Origin of the sequence: Marinilabilia rubra, assembly GCF_003121985.1 — a bacterium.
GTDB lineage: Bacteria > Bacteroidota > Bacteroidia > Bacteroidales > Marinilabiliaceae > Marinilabilia > Marinilabilia rubra.
Map to the genome: position 1 here is coordinate 386,002 of NZ_QEWP01000001.1, position 14,615 is coordinate 400,616.

Annotated in this window: 12 protein-coding genes; 3 read left to right on the forward strand and 9 right to left on the reverse strand. The window is 42.6% G+C overall.

The window, feature by feature from the left end:
• Positions 1–29 precede the first annotated feature (29 nt).
• Together DDZ16_RS01565 and lpxA are read left to right on the forward strand one after the other, a co-directional pair.
• Positions 30–1,451: a glutamate synthase subunit beta gene (locus DDZ16_RS01565; protein ID WP_109262657.1), complete on the forward strand. Its 1,422-nt coding sequence runs from the start codon at positions 30–32 to the stop codon at positions 1,449–1,451.
• 301 nt (positions 1,452–1,752) lie between these two features.
• Complete coding sequence (gene lpxA, locus DDZ16_RS01570) at positions 1,753–2,562, forward strand: acyl-ACP--UDP-N-acetylglucosamine O-acyltransferase (protein ID WP_109262658.1); 810 nt, start codon at positions 1,753–1,755, stop codon at positions 2,560–2,562.
• 175 nt (positions 2,563–2,737) lie between these two features.
• On the opposite strand, the gene hydF is transcribed toward lpxA, so the two are convergent.
• Positions 2,738–3,955 carry a [FeFe] hydrogenase H-cluster maturation GTPase HydF gene (gene hydF / locus DDZ16_RS01575; RefSeq protein ID WP_109262659.1) on the reverse strand — a complete coding sequence of 406 codons (1,218 nt, stop codon included), beginning with the start codon at positions 3,953–3,955 and terminating at the stop codon, positions 2,738–2,740.
• A gap of 252 nt (positions 3,956–4,207) precedes the next feature.
• Between hydF and DDZ16_RS01580 the strand changes: the two genes are divergently transcribed.
• Positions 4,208–5,194: a PD40 domain-containing protein gene (locus DDZ16_RS01580; protein WP_109262660.1), complete on the forward strand. Its 987-nt coding sequence runs from the start codon at positions 4,208–4,210 to the stop codon at positions 5,192–5,194.
• A gap of 3 nt (positions 5,195–5,197) precedes the next feature.
• Here DDZ16_RS01580 and DDZ16_RS01585 read toward each other — a convergent pair whose 3' ends face one another.
• From DDZ16_RS01585 to DDZ16_RS01625, 8 genes are all read right to left on the reverse strand, one after another.
• Positions 5,198–6,655, reverse strand: coding sequence for a lyase family protein (locus DDZ16_RS01585; RefSeq protein WP_109262661.1), 1,458 nt, complete (start codon positions 6,653–6,655; stop codon positions 5,198–5,200).
• A 26-nt stretch (positions 6,656–6,681) separates the two neighbouring features.
• Entirely contained in the window at positions 6,682–7,845 is a 1,164-nt protein-coding gene (locus DDZ16_RS01590) for a sigma-54-dependent transcriptional regulator (RefSeq protein ID WP_109262662.1), read from the reverse strand.
• A gap of 63 nt (positions 7,846–7,908) precedes the next feature.
• Positions 7,909–8,850, reverse strand: coding sequence for a Ppx/GppA phosphatase family protein (locus DDZ16_RS01595; protein WP_109262663.1), 942 nt, complete (start codon positions 8,848–8,850; stop codon positions 7,909–7,911).
• Positions 8,851–8,998: 148 nt separating this feature from the next.
• Positions 8,999–10,345: an ABC transporter permease gene (locus tag DDZ16_RS01600; RefSeq protein WP_109262664.1), complete on the reverse strand. Its 1,347-nt coding sequence runs from the start codon at positions 10,343–10,345 to the stop codon at positions 8,999–9,001.
• A 2-nt stretch (positions 10,346–10,347) separates the two neighbouring features.
• Positions 10,348–11,283 carry an ABC transporter ATP-binding protein gene (locus DDZ16_RS01605; RefSeq protein ID WP_109262665.1) on the reverse strand — a complete coding sequence of 312 codons (936 nt, stop codon included), beginning with the start codon at positions 11,281–11,283 and terminating at the stop codon, positions 10,348–10,350.
• Between the two features lie 482 nt (positions 11,284–11,765).
• A complete protein-coding gene (locus tag DDZ16_RS01615) occupies positions 11,766–12,227 on the reverse strand; it encodes a DUF6146 family protein (RefSeq protein ID WP_109262667.1) in 462 nt (153 codons plus the stop codon).
• A 99-nt stretch (positions 12,228–12,326) separates the two neighbouring features.
• A complete protein-coding gene (hisB, locus tag DDZ16_RS01620; protein ID WP_109262668.1) occupies positions 12,327–13,469 on the reverse strand; it encodes a bifunctional histidinol-phosphatase/imidazoleglycerol-phosphate dehydratase HisB in 1,143 nt (380 codons plus the stop codon).
• 70 nt (positions 13,470–13,539) lie between these two features.
• Complete coding sequence (locus tag DDZ16_RS01625) at positions 13,540–14,448, reverse strand: alpha/beta hydrolase (protein WP_109262669.1); 909 nt, start codon at positions 14,446–14,448, stop codon at positions 13,540–13,542.
• Between the last annotated feature and the right edge of the window lie 167 nt (positions 14,449–14,615).

Sequence of the window (14,615 nt, forward strand, 5' to 3'; positions counted from 1 at the left end):
CGCTGTATTCTTCTTAATAAATATTAGCTATGGGAAATCCAAAAGGATTCATAGAAGTTCAACGTAAGTTGAGCGGAAACAGACCGGTAAATGAGCGAATTGATGATTACGGTGAAGTAGAGCAAACACTAAATGATGGGGATCGCAAACTACAGGCATCCCGTTGTATGGATTGTGGTATTCCTTTTTGCCACTGGGCATGCCCTGTTAGCAGTAAAATACCAGAGTGGCAGGATGCTCTTTACAGAGGGGATTACAAGCTCGCCAGTGATATATTACATTCTACCAACAGTTTTCCGGAGTTTACCGGACGTGTTTGCCCCGCTCCTTGTGAAAAATCATGCGTTTTAGCAATTCATGAGGAAGCTGTGACCATTCGTGAGAATGAGGCATCTACTGTTGAAAAAGCTTTTGATTTAGGCTTAATTCAGCCACAACCGCCAAAAACAAGAACTGGCAAAAAGGTGGCTGTGATTGGTTCAGGTCCGGCTGGACTTTCAGTGGCCGATCAGCTTAATAAACGAGGACATAATGTGACCGTATTTGAACGTGATGACGCTATTGGTGGGTTGTTGCGTTATGGTATTCCGGACTTTAAGTTGAATAAAAAGGTTATCGATCGTCGTCTTAGGATTTTTGAAGCTGAAGGGATTGAATTTAAAACCAATACCTCAGTGGGAGAGGACGTGAAAGGGTCTGAATTATTAAAAGATTACGACGCAGTAGTTCTTGCCATTGGAGCTATGCAGCCACGAGATCTTCCGGTTGAGGGACGCGATTTGGAAGGCGTACACTTTGCGATGGATTATCTTAAACAGCAGAACAAAGTAAACCGGGGAGAAACTTTTGGCGCTGATGAACGCATCGATGCCAAAGGGAAGAGTGTTATTGTGATTGGAGGTGGTGATACCGGTAGTGACTGTGTTGGAACAGCCAATCGTCAGCGTGCATCTAAAGTGACACAGATTGAAATTATGCCTAAACCACCTGCAAAAAGGACTCCCGACAATCCCTGGCCTTACTGGCCGAACATGATGAAGGTTTCCTCCTCGCATGAGGAGGGGTGTGATCGTATGTGGAGTTTGTCTACCCGCCGTTTCATTGGAGAAAATGGAAAGCTTAAAGGTGTTGAAGTTGTAGAAGTGGAGTGGATGCAAGACAATGGCAGATGGGTCATGGAAGAGAAAGAAGATACGGTTCGTACCATTGATGTGGATTTTGCATTTCTTTCTATGGGCTTTGTTCATCCCATTCATAAAGGTCTTGTTGAGGAACTTGGTCTGAATCTTGATCAGCGTGGTAATGTTAAGGTGAATCATGACTTTGCCACCAGCAAAGAAGGTGTGTTTGCTGCCGGAGATGCTGCAAATGGAGCCAGTTTGGTTGTGACTGCCATCGCAAAAGGTCGAGAAGCTGCAGCACAAGTACATGAGTTCCTGACAAAAGAATAATATTCAGAGGGATTTTGATTTTTTTGGTTTTCCCTGTAGAGGAAGTAGGTTTTAATGAAAACCTGCTTCCTTTTTTTATAATGGTCCATTTTTGAAAAAAAACATGTAGCTTAAGTGTTGGATCCCTAATGCCTTATGGAGAGGGTGATGGAAATATGAAGAAAAAATTATTTTTTTGTACGTGTAGTTGCGATCAGGATTGTCTTATATAAAGGTTAAATTGATGAAGTGTTAATAAGCAGGTAATTTATAGATTGTTACAATTTTCTGAATGTCCTGCTTTTTTAAAAGTTTATAAAGAATGGAGCAACTCATTTCGACCAAAGCGGATATTCATCCTGATGCTAAGATTGGAGAAAATGTAACAATTGAAGCTTTTGCTAAGATTGACAAAGATGTGATAATAGGGGATGGGACATGGATTGGAGCTAACGCTACTATTTATCCTGGCGCCCGCATTGGCCAAGAATGTAAGGTATATCCAGGAGCTGTTATCTCGGCAGAACCCCAGGACCTGAAATTTAAGGGAGAATACACAAATGTTGAAATAGGTGATCGGACGACTGTAAGGGAATATGTTACTATTAACAGAGGAACTTCGGCTAAGGGGGTTACCAGGGTTGGTAATGATACCTTGTTAATGGCATACACGCACCTTGGGCATGATGTGGAAGTTGGTAATCATTGCGTCGTGTCTAACAGTGTTCAGCTAGCCGGAGAGGTGGTTCTTGAAGACTGGGTTGTTGTTGGTGGCATGAGCGCCATTCACCAGTTTTGTCGTATTGGAGAGCATTCAATGGTGTCTGGTATGAGCGGAGTGTTATCCGATGTTGCACCTTTTACCAAGGTATTTGGCCTGCCTGTAGCCTATATGGGCGTTAACCTGGTAGGGCTGAGACGTAGAGGATTTAACAGGGAGCAAATTGACAACATTCATGAAATTTACCGGGCCATCTATCAACAGGGAAGAAATGTTTCTCAAGCCATTGAATATGTCCAGGCATATTTGGATCCAAGTCCTGAAATGGGACAAATCATTAACTTTATTAAAGGTTCCAAACGTGGAATTGTGAAAAGTGCCATTGGACAAACAGCAACTGTCGATTCATAAATGTATTACATATCATAAAGAAGAAAGCGCCACATAATGAGGATGTGGCGCTTTCTTTTTTTTAATAGTACCTGTTTGTAAATTAAGCAAATAGTGTCAAAATTTATGTGTGTGTTCAGAAAGTTTTATTTACAAGGCTTGCGTAACGATGCAAATGGTACTTTATGGACAGATACTAAATAGTTTCTTCTTCCGACTGGAGATCTTTCCGGAATGGTGCTACAGCTCTGTGGTAAATGCCATGTACCCAGGCAATGGCCATTCCGTAATTGGTCACAGGAATGCCTGCTTCAATGGCCGGTTGAAGTCGGTTGTGCAGTTGCCTGCGTGTTATCATGCATCCACCGCACTGAATGATGAGCGAATAGTCGGTTATGGGTCTGGTAATTGTGTCCAGACCTGCAACTATGTCAAAATCAAGTTTCTTTCCTGTGAATGCCCTAATCCATCTGGGGATTTTTACCCGGCCTATGTCATCGCAAGAAACATGATGTGTGCATGATTCAAGCATTAAGACCCTGTCGCCATCTGTGAGTTTTGAAATGGATGGAGTCCCCTGCAGGTAATTTTCAAAGTTACCTTTTAAGCGGGCCAGAAGAATGCTGAAGCTTGTTAAGGGAATGTTGCCGGGAATGGATGCATCTGCTTTTGGAAATACCTGGGAGTCTGTAACTGCAAGTGCCGGCTTAATGCCGGTTCTTTCAATGAAAGCATCTGTTTCACGTTCTTTAAGCACGATACAAATTGCATCGTTGTCTAATACGTCACGAATGGTTTGAACCTGAGGCAGGATCATTCGACCGGCGGGGGCTTCTATGTCAATGGGGGTAATGAGCAAAACAATATCCCCGTGCTTGATAAGATCCCCTAAAAGTGTTGGCGTGGTAAATGCCGATTCAGGAATGGCTTTTTGTATGGCTTCAATTACCGGCTCGATGGAGTATTTATGTGAAAATTTGAGAAAACCTTTTGCTCCGGCATCTATTGCTCTCTCCTCCGATTTGGAACTGCTTTGGCTGATGTCCTCCTTGTTATGTATAATCAAAAAGGGAACGTCACGTCTTTTAAACTCCTCAATTAGTTTTTGCTCCGGTTCTTCCAGATGGTTGTTGGTTGTGATAAGAATGGCAAGGTCAACCAAATCAATGGCTTTGAGTGTTTTGGATACTCTTTTTTCGCCCAACTCCCCAATGTCGTCGGTTCCAGCCGTATCAACAAGCACAACCGGGCCGAACCCGGTGATTTCGAAAGACTTTTTTACCGGGTCTGTAGTAGTTCCGGGTGTATCAGAAACAATGGCAATTTCCTGGGCTGCCAAGCGGTTAATAAGGGTGCTTTTGCCGTTATTTCTTCTGCCAAATATGCCGATAAATGGTTGTCTGTCTTTGCCCATTTTTTTTTTTTGTAAAGTAATTAAAATTATTTCAGTTCGGACAACGACCTTTGCTTGCCTGATTTAAAATTAATAAGAATACTCAGGGGGGATTGACAAGAGGCTGATTGGTTGAGGCTGTAATGATCCGACATAGAGCATGTTTGGATGCCTGGCCGTCAGAAAAAATGAGTGGCTTTTTCGGGATGAAAATCACTGGAAAAGAGTTATTTTTGTGACAAATAGTTACTGATTTTTAGATAAACAGATTTCATGGCCCGAAAAATATATTTTCTTGTTCTGCTGATAAGTTTGATGACATATATTAATGCCCAGACCTATCATGATTCTCCCTCCGATTTCTTTTTTTCTAAAAAAGTGGATGCACAGCCATTAATGATGTCTCCCGGCTTTATTTCTTCCGGTATGGATGAATCTGGCGGGTCACTGGGGAAAAACGGTGACGAGTTTTTTTTTGCTTTGAAAAAACAAGGTGCTTTTTCACTGATTTTAGTTACGCGCTTCACTGATGGGTTTTGGACTTATCCTGAAGTTGCTCCATTTTCAGGCCATTACTTTGATGCAAGCCCTTTTCTTTCGCCTGGTGGCGACTATCTTTATTTTGCCTCAAATCGCCCCGAGCATCCGGAGGATGGAATTCCCAACTGGAATATATGGAGAAGCAAAAGAGGTCCGTCCGGTAACTGGTCAAAACCTGAACTAACCGGGTTTAGCAATGCAAATGGGAATGAAACTTCAGTATCTGTGGATAAAGAGGGGAATGTCTATTTCTGTGCGGATTATGAAAGTGGAACCATTACCTTGGAAAAAGATCACCTGGATATCTACTATGTTCCGGTTTCTGATGATGGAAAATGGGGAGAGGTGGTGAAATTTGGTATGCAAATTAATTCTGAAGCTGTGGAACAAACTCCTGCAATCTCGCCTGATGGGAGGTGCCTTGTGTTCAGTTCGTCAAGATCCGGGGGTGAAGGAACGGCAGACTTATATGTATCGTATAAAGAAAATGAAGAGTGGACTCCGTGTCAGAACCTTGAGTCTCCAGTAAATTCTCCGGCTTACGAATATTGTCCGGTGTTTTCTGCAGATGGCAAACTGCTCTTGTTTACAAGCAACCGTGAAGTAAAGATGCCGTCCGGAATTAATTACTCCCGATTGAAAAAATGGGTGCTGGGGCCTGGAAACGGAGCCGGTGATATCTGGTATGTTAAGGCTTCATCTGTTCAAAATGAACGCTGATGATCAGGGGTGTTTTTGATTTTCGGGGAGATCGTTCAGACTAAATCCTTTTGAGATCAGTGAAGATGGTTTTAATATTTCTCTGAGTAATTTATCGCTAAGAACTTTAAGCCTGTCATTAACTTCAAAGATGCTCTCTTGTGCATCCTTCATTTCAAGTGCAATTTTCTCCGCTTCTTTGTGCCCGATGTATGGGACCAGAGCAGTGGTTATTGAAGCTGATTTAAACAAATCTTTTTGCTCATCTTCGGCATCAATTTGCAAGTCTTTAAGCATATTTTGGTGTAGGCTCCGGCATGCTGATTCAAGAAGGTTGAAGCTTTCTAGCATTGCTACACCAATGGAAGGTAAGTAGGCATTAAGATCAAGGCACCCTTGTCCGGCCAATCCCGAAATCATCTGGTCATTGGCGTAAACTTTATGGCTTACCGATACTACATATTCAACAATTACAGGGTTTACTTTTCCAGGCATAATGGAGCTTCCCATCTGTTTTTGTGGAATTTTCAAGGATTGATGCCGGGAGATATCAGAACCGATTAGCCGAAGGTCATTTGAGATTTTTTCGAGATTGACGGCGTGAGCTTTTAAAATGGCATGAACCTCCACTAAACTATCTTGATTCATTGTGGTATCAGCCAGGTTTTCGGAGTGGGAAAGGGGCAGATTTGTTAATTTTCTGAGTTCTGCTATAGCATTCAGGATAAAATATCTGGGGATGCCCATTCCTGTACCTGCTGCTCCCCCTCCAAGGTTGACTTCTTTGAGTCTTTCTCTTATCCGGGAAACCCGCCACCAATCTCGTGAAAGAGCATCGGAGTAGCTGCTGAACAGATGTCCGTAAGAGCTGGGCACTGCTTTTTGCATTTGAGTATACCCTTGTCGGAGGATATTCCTGTGTTGTGTTTCAAGTTCTTCAAGAGAGAATCTGAGCTTGTTGATGGAAGTCTCCAGTTTGTGGGATTGTTGCATCAGCGACAAGTGCAACGCTGTGGGCACAACATCGTTGGTGGACTGGAATATGTTGGCATGATCAAGTGGGTCTGTAATCTCGTATTCTCCGGGATTATGACCGGATTTTTTGAGGGCAGTATTTGCAATGATTTCATTGATGTTCATGTTGATGCTGGTTCCGGCCCCGCCCTGAATTCCCGGAACAATGAAATGATTAAAATAACGCCCTGAGCTTATCTCTTCTGCAGCTTCTTCAAGACTGTTTACTTGTTGGTCACTCATCCATTGATGCCCTGTGGGCCCATTGAGTTGCTTTTGCCGGGCCGTATCGCGAAAATTCCGGTAGGTTCTGTAGTAAGCCTTTTTCACAAGACCTATGGCACTGTACCATTCTATTGGGAAATGTGATTTAGCCGGAAAGTTGGCCTGTGCCCTCACGGAATGAATCCCGTAGAGCTTATCATCATGAATTTCTATTTCTCCCAGAAAGTCTTTTTCAGTGCGCATACAGGGTGGAATTGGTTTTGACTGAATTAAGCCAGAGGCATAGCATAGGTCTTTACATCATCTCCGGATATGGTGCCATTGCAAAGAATGATTAACCTTTCGATGACGTTTCTGAATTCCCGGATATTTCCCGTCCAGTTGATTTGCTGGAGCGCTTTGACAGCAGACTCTTCAAAGGTTTTTGGTTGTACGCCGAGCTCCTGGCATATCAGCTGATTGAAATGCCCGGTGAGTAAAGGAATGTCATCATTACGTTCGTTAAGCGAGGGTACTTTAATGATAATGACACTAAGCCGGTGGTAAAGATCTTCGCGAAATCTGGATTCTTTAATTTCGTCTTGAAGGTTTTTGTTGGTGGCAGCCAGGATCCTTACATCTACTTTTATGTCTTTATCGCTGCCCACCCGTGAAATGACATTCTCCTGTAATGCCCTCAGCACTTTGGCCTGGGCCGCCAGGCTCATATCTCCGATTTCATCCAGAAAAATAGTTCCCCCATTGGCTTGCTCAAATTTCCCTTTGCGCTGTTTATGGGCTGAGGTAAATGCGCCTTTTTCATGGCCAAAGAGCTCACTTTCGATAAGTTCTGAAGGAATCGCAGCACAATTCACCTCAATAAAGGGCTGTCCTGCACGGTTACTTTTTTCGTGAAGCCATCGGGCTACCAGTTCTTTACCGGTTCCGTTTTGTCCTGTAATTAAAACCCGGGCATCGGTTGGCGCCACTTTTTCAATCATCTCTTTGACTTGTTGCATAGGGGCTGACTCGCCTATCATGTCGTAGGTCTTGCTTACCTTTCTGCGCAAAACTTTGGTCTCGTTAACCAGGTCTTTCTTGTCCAGCCCATTTCGAATGGTAACCAAAAGCCTGTTAAGATCAAGAGGCTTTTCGATAAAGTCATAAGCGCCTTTCTTGATGGCTTCAACTGCCGTGTCAATATTACCATGCCCGGAAATCATTATAATAGGTATCTCTGTACCCGTTTGGATCATTTTTTCCAGGACCTCCATGCCATCCATCTCCGGCATCTTTATGTCCAGAAGTACAACATCATATTTATCGGCTGTGAACTTTTCCAGACCCTCAGGGCCGTTTTCAGCCAAAACAACTTCATGTTTTTCGTATTCCAGAATGTCTTTTAGTGTGTTTCTAATGCTTTTTTGGTCGTCAATAACGAGTATTCGGGACATATGAAATTGTATTATCTGGTTTATTTATTTAATAGGTGTTGGTGTTGATATGGAGTTTGTTGCTTATAGCTGATTTGAAATTATTTGCAAAACGGCACCCTCTTTTAGGGCAAAACTACATTGCCAAACCTCTTTTACTTTTAATTCATCAATGATAAACTTTACGATAATGCTTGCAGGTACAATACTGTCGACCCGATGAGGGATCATGCCTGGCATTACTTTTCTTTCATCCGAGGTTGAATCCATCAGCTCTTTGTGAACTGTCATCAGCCGTTTGTCATCCAAAAACAACGAGGTGAGTTTAGTTATGTCCAGTAAAGGGAAAAACTTCTTCGCCAGTATAGCAGCCAGAGTATCGAAAGAACCGGAAGAACCAACTAGTTTCTGAATGGGGAAGTCCTTTATGGCTTCGAAAAGGGGATCTAATTCTTTTTTTAGATGTTTCTGAATGGCTTTAACTTCTGATTCATCAATGGGGTCTGAGGGTTCAAATTGTTCGAGAAGACGGGCTACCCCTATTTCAAAACTATGTTTCCAGGCTACCCCGAATCGATTGGCAATAATGAATTCGATACTTCCTCCGCCAATGTCCATTATAAGAATGTAATCTTCATCCATAGGAAAAACCTGACGTACGCCATCGAAAATGGTTTGGGCTTCTTCATCACCCTGGATGATACTAATGGTTAACCCAAGCTCATCTTTCACTGTTTTTACAAATTCCTGTCCATTGTCTGCAGACCGGATAGCGGAAGTGGCAAAGCAGAAGATGCTTTCAACCTGAAACTCCGAAATGGTAATCAGGTGAGACTTCAGTGCTTCCAGGCCCCTTCCCATGGCTTCGGGAGTGATGGTTGATTTGTGTATTCCGCCTTTCCCCAGTTTTGCCGGATTTTTTGACTCCAGGAGAATACTGTATGTTCCATCGGGCTTAACTTCTGTGATGAGAAGGTTAAATGTGTTTGTGCCAAGGTCTATGATTGCGATCCTGTTGTGTTCCATAGTGATTGCTGAAATGTAAGTTCAAAGTTACAAATAATCATTATGCCGGACTTATATTTCTATCTAAAATAAAGATTGAATTGTTCGGTAAATGAAAACGGCCGGATAACTCCGACCGTTCTGATGTTTATTAATGAGGCTAATTTACTTAATCTCCGGAGTAACGGAACCATTTCCACAACTCTTTGTAATCTACTTTCTTGCCGTACATCAGGATGCCGGTGCGGTAAATTTTTCCTGCAAACCAGGTAGTGAAAATAAATCCGCCTATCAGCAGGGCCATTGACAGCATTAGCTCCCAAAGTGGCACGTCGAAGGGAATTCGGGCCATCATTACAATGGGCGATGTAAACGGTACCATGCTGAACCAGAAAGCCACTTCACTTCCGGGGTTTCGGAAGGTCATCATTGCCACATACAGCGATATAATGATTGGGATCGTTATGGGCAGCATAAATTGTTGCTGGTCGCTTTCATGGTCAATAGCTGAGCCTACTGCAGCAAAAAGAGCTGCGTAAAGCAGGTAACCGCCAAAGAAGTAAAATATGAAAAGTAACAGGGTCTTGATTGGTTCAAGACTTTTGACCATTTCCATAACTTTATCGAAATTGAAACCTTCTTCCATTGCAGCCATTTGCTGGGCAGCTTCCTGATTTCCCATCATTTCTATCTGATTTTGGGCCTGACCGGGCATAGGGGAATCTGAAAAAAATACGCTTTTTACCCCGGTGACGATCAAAATGGTGAGTACCACCCATAGCAGGATTTGCGTAAGGGCGACCATGGCTATGCCAATGATTTTCCCCATCATGAGCTGAAACGGTTTTACCGAAGAAATAATAACCTCTACAATGCGTGAGGTTTTCTCTTCCATCACGCCCCGCATTACCTGCGCCCCGTAAATGAAAATGAACATGTAGGATAGGAAAGCAAAGGCAATGCTAATGATCATTGTCAACTCGGTAGAGCTTTGTTTTTCTGTGCCATCCTGACCTATCTTAACCGTGGAAATGTCAATGTTTACCTGGTTGAGTTCGTTTACAATGTTCTCCAAACCATCAACCTGATAAGAGTTGAGTTTCTGGTTTTTCAAATGATCCCGCAAACTCCTTTTCACATGGTCTTTGGCATCGATGGTTATTTGTGAGTCAGAATACAGGGTGATGGCATTCGGGTTTTCAAGGAGGTTGTCGCTGATTACCAGATAGGCATAATAACCGGATTTATCAAAATCTTTGCGTACGCGGTCTTCAGAATCCTCACTTAAAAATTCAAATTTGAGGATATCTGTGTCTTCAATCTGGCCGGCATAAAGCCCTGTTTGATCAAGGACAGCAATTGTTTTTACTTCATCATCTTCGAGTGTGGCCAGCCATGCCGGAACTACCATCAATGCGGCGAAGAGGATTGGGCCAAGAATAGACATGATAATGAAGCTCTTCTTTTTGACCCGGGTAAGGTACTCCCTTTCTATAATAAGTGATATTTTACTCATAGCTATGATTTTTGGGTAGGTTGTTTTTGTTGATTAACTACCTGAATAAATACATCGTTCATACTGGGAAGCAGCTCCTGGCAACTGTGAATACTGCAATGATCTATTACGGATGAAAGAACCTGGTTGAGCGATTGTTCTTCATTCATTTTTACCTGTGCCGAAATGTGGTTATTGACCGGCCGGATACTTTGAAGGTGAAATTTCTCTTTCAGGATATTCTCCACCTTGTTTTGGTCTCCCGAGAAATCCAAATTGATGAGGTTTTCCCGGTAGTCGAGCCGTACCTTGTGAGTAGGGCCTTCAATCATTGTTTTTCCATTGTTGATAAGGGAGATGTGGTCGCAAATCTCCTCAACCGACGACATGTTATGTGTGGAGAAGATGATGGTGGCCCCTTTTTTCTTAAGGTCTAATATTTCCTCCTTCAAGAGGGTGGCATTGATGGGGTCAAAACCGCTGAAAGGCTCGTCAAATATAAGAAGTGAAGGCTCGTGCAGGATGGTTACGATGAATTGCACTTTCTGTGCCATCCCTTTTGAAAGTTCTTCCACTTTTTTGTCCCACCAGGGTTGGATTTCAAATTTCTCAAACCAGTACTTGAGTTTTTTGAGCGCATCACTGCGAGACATTCCTTTTAATCGGGCCAGGTAAATGGCTTGTTCCCCAACTTTCATTTTTTTGTAAAGCCCGCGCTCTTCGGGAAGATACCCGATTTTTTTGATGTCAGTGGCTTTAAAGGGGTGTCCGTCAAGAGTGAGAGTCCCTTCATCAGGACCGGTAATTCGGTTGATGATGCGGATGAGAGTAGTTTTTCCGGCCCCATTGGGGCCGAGCAACCCGTAAATGGAATTTTCGGGCACATCAATGTCTACTTTGTCAAGTGCCAGGTGGTTGGCAAATCGCTTAACGATGCCCCTGGCTTCTAAAAACGCCATATTTCTTATGGGTTTAGGTTCTACAATAGATGAATTAAGTCGTTGGCAGGCATTTGAATCAATCAGAAAGTTTTCCTGTTTTTTTCAAGCCCGGACAAAGTTAATAAATTTACTTATTTGGTAACTAGATGTTTCCGGAATAGTGTGTTTTAATGGAAAAATCAGATTAGCTGATAGTTATTGTGCAAAGAGCTATGGTGATAGAAATTGACTCTAAAAGTGCAGAATTTGCTTCCGGATTTGCTGAAAAGGAATCTAAGTTAACAGACAAACCATCTTACAGCGCAGGATTGGGATCCAAGCGCAGAGAAACAGTATCCGGGTTTGCAATGATAATATCAAAGCCGGAATATGGTAAAAACAGAAATCAATTCTTACACTTAGACAAGTATGCAATATTTTGCAAAACATCATGCGCCCGGGAACCCGGGGTTGTGTTTTTTTATCAGTTAAATTTTAAATATGAGTCTCGTTGCCATTAACTAACGTCCCCGATCAACCAGTACAATACCGTACTCATCCTTTATAAACTGAAAGTAGTAATATAAGCGATAATTGAGCTCAAGGCCATAATTTTCATGCGTGTTATAGTGAATGCGGGTCTCGTAGAAATCACCATAAGTCAGGGGTTGGTCATGACGATAATTCCATTCAACCACATACTGTTGATTCCAGGTTTCATAGTATTGTTGAGAGTGGTAGTTTGGGGGTGGCTGGGTGGCAAGGTAAGACTCAAATCCAGGGTCCAGTACAACCAGTTCATATTCAGTTGAATCTTTCATGTTCGTAGTGTCATTTTCTACCAGGTCCACTTTTTGTTCCGGAGCACTGCCTTTTTTTAGCGTTTTACAGCTTTGAAATGATATCCCGAAAACTAAAAGCAATAAAGGAATCGCTTTGAAAGTGATTTTTATAGCTGCCTCCTTGTTATTGTGCATATTCATGGTTCAACGATTTTATTTCGGTTTTAAATTTATTATAAAATAAAACCCATTCCCTGAAATGTCAAGGAATGGGTTGCTTTCGTTTAATAGCTTTTTTGTCTATAAAGTACCTTTTGTGCTTGGGAGCTGATCGTTTAAATAGTCTTTCCTGATGGCTGCTTTTATCGATCTTGCAAGGGCTTTAAAAATACCTTCAATTTTGTGATGTTCATTTTTGCCTTTTGCCTTAATGTAGAGATTGGCAGCGGCCGCATCAGAAAAGCTTTTGAAGAAGTGGAGAAACATTTCAGTGGGAAGATCTCCTACTTTTTCGCGTTTAAATTTGGTTTTCCATACCAACCATGGCCGTCCTCCAAAGTCCAGGGCCACATGGGCCATGCAATCGTCCATCGGCAAGGAGAATCCATAGCGTTCGATACCTCTCTTGTCTCCCAGTGCTTTTTTGAAAGCTTCTCCCAGTGCAAGGGCTGTGTCCTCAATTGTGTGGTGCTCATCTACCTGAAGGTCACCTCTTACCTTAATGTTTAGGTCGCAGCCGGAATGACGCCCGATTTGCTCCAGCATGTGATCAAAAAAGCCCAGTCCTGTATCAATTTTGCAGGCTCCGGTGCCATCAAGTTTTAGTTCAACTTTGATTTTTGTTTCAGAAGTATTACGCTCAACGGTAGCTGTTCGTTCCTGCTGGAATAAAAAGCCGGCAATTTCTTCCCAGTCTTCGGTGCAGAGGGGGCAGATATCTGTTAGATTCTTCTCTTTCAATAAAGGAAGGCCATCATCAATTGATTTTACCAGAATACCACGGCAGCCAAGATTTTTAGCAAGCTCAATATCGGTAATCCTGTCCCCTATGACGAATGAGCCGGCCAAGTCGTATTGATCCGAAAAATAATCTTCCAAAAGCCCTGTTCGTGGTTTTCGTGTGGGGGCATCGTCTTCGGGAAAAGAGCGGTCGATGTGTATGTTATCGAATTCAATGCCTTCTCCTTTCAAAGTATTCAGCATCTTATTCTGGGCGGGCCGGAAAGTGTCTTCCGGAAAAGATGAGGTGCCCAATCCGTCCTGGTTGGTCACCATCGCCAATTCAAAATCGAGGTGTTTGGCTATCCTGTTGAGGTTAGTGATGGCACCGGGTATAAAATCCAGTTTTTCGAGACTATCAATTTGATAATCGGTTGGGGGTTCTTTAATGATGGTGCCGTCACGGTCAATAAACAGTACTCTTTTTGGGGTATTTTTATCCATTTTGATTGATTTTTCCAGGTTGCAAAAAATCTGGCGATTTTTTTTATTCGGATATTCGATTATCTAACGTTTATTCGATGTCTTCTTTTAGCCAATGTTCCAGATATTCAGTCCATATAAAGGCAGGACTCTCTTTGCGAAAGCCGAATCCATGTCCGCCCTTTTCAAGTAAAACTTCTTTGACTGCAACATTGTTGCTGCGGAGCGCCTTTGCATATCGGATGGTATTTTCTACAGATACTCCTTCGTCATCTTTGGCGTGAATAATGATGGTGGGTGGCGTATTCGCTGTAATTTGTTTTTCCAAAGAAAAAAGCTGCACGAGTTTATCGGAAGCATTTTTCCCAAGCAAAGCTTCTCTTGAACCTTGATGAGTTATAGTGTCGGCCATTGATATTACTGGGTAAACCAGTATCGAGAAATCAGGTCTAACCTTGTTGCCTTCCCTGCTCAGGGGGACTCTTTGATTAAACAAATTGGATGCCGATGCAGCCAGGTGTCCACCAGCCGAAAAACCCAGGATCCCGATTTTATCGGGATTTATACTCCATTCTGAAGCCTTTTCCCGAACCAATGCGATCGCTCTTCTTGCATCGGCAAGGGGAACAAATGTGGCGTCAGAAAACAGAGAGTCTTCGGGCAGTCGATACTTTAATACAAATGCCTCATAGCCTAACTGAGAAAGCCACTCTGCAACCTGACTTCCTTCATGCTCGTAAGCTTCAACCCTATACCCGCCTCCCGGGCAAATTATAATGGCCGGTTTAATACCTTTACCTTGGGCCGAATAATGCCACAATTCTGGTTCAGTTACATTGTAAAGGATGGGTGTCCCGTAATCGGAGATGGTTTTTCTTTCCTGAGGTGGATTCCCTTTTGATCCTGGGGATGATCCTTCGTATAAACTCAGTATTTTGTCCTGCCCTTCGATGTTTACAGTAGCTGCCATAGCAAAAAGAAAGAGGAAAATTGAACGCATATTTTTATCCCGGGTAAAAAATGAATGTTTTAAAGTTCAATACTTCGTTAAACTTTTATAAAAGTCTAAATTTCAAACTCTTGCGAGCGAATGGGCTTTCGTTTTAAAGCTCAGATTATCAGCGTTATATGATTTATCTTAAATCTTATATCTATCCCGAAGCATCG

Bases quoted from the DNA above. Each gene is read 5' to 3' on its own strand.
- DDZ16_RS01580 (WP_109262660.1), top strand. From the start codon at position 4,208: ATGGCCCGAAAAATATATTTTCTTGTTCTGCTGATAAGTTTGATGACA.
- DDZ16_RS01625 (WP_109262669.1), bottom strand. From the start codon at position 14,448: ATGCGTTCAATTTTCCTCTTTCTTTTTGCTATGGCAGCTACTGTAAAC.
- DDZ16_RS01600 (WP_109262664.1), bottom strand. From the start codon at position 10,345: ATGAGTAAAATATCACTTATTATAGAAAGGGAGTACCTTACCCGGGTC.
- DDZ16_RS01565 (WP_109262657.1), top strand. From the start codon at position 30: ATGGGAAATCCAAAAGGATTCATAGAAGTTCAACGTAAGTTGAGCGGA.
- lpxA (WP_109262658.1), top strand. From the start codon at position 1,753: ATGGAGCAACTCATTTCGACCAAAGCGGATATTCATCCTGATGCTAAG.
- DDZ16_RS01590 (WP_109262662.1), bottom strand. From the start codon at position 7,845: ATGTCCCGAATACTCGTTATTGACGACCAAAAAAGCATTAGAAACACA.
- hisB (WP_109262668.1), bottom strand. From the start codon at position 13,469: ATGGATAAAAATACCCCAAAAAGAGTACTGTTTATTGACCGTGACGGC.
- DDZ16_RS01605 (WP_109262665.1), bottom strand. From the start codon at position 11,283: ATGGCGTTTTTAGAAGCCAGGGGCATCGTTAAGCGATTTGCCAACCAC.
- DDZ16_RS01585 (WP_109262661.1), bottom strand. From the start codon at position 6,655: ATGCGCACTGAAAAAGACTTTCTGGGAGAAATAGAAATTCATGATGAT.
- DDZ16_RS01595 (WP_109262663.1), bottom strand. From the start codon at position 8,850: ATGGAACACAACAGGATCGCAATCATAGACCTTGGCACAAACACATTT.
- DDZ16_RS01615 (WP_109262667.1), bottom strand. From the start codon at position 12,227: ATGAATATGCACAATAACAAGGAGGCAGCTATAAAAATCACTTTCAAA.
- hydF (WP_109262659.1), bottom strand. From the start codon at position 3,955: ATGGGCAAAGACAGACAACCATTTATCGGCATATTTGGCAGAAGAAAT.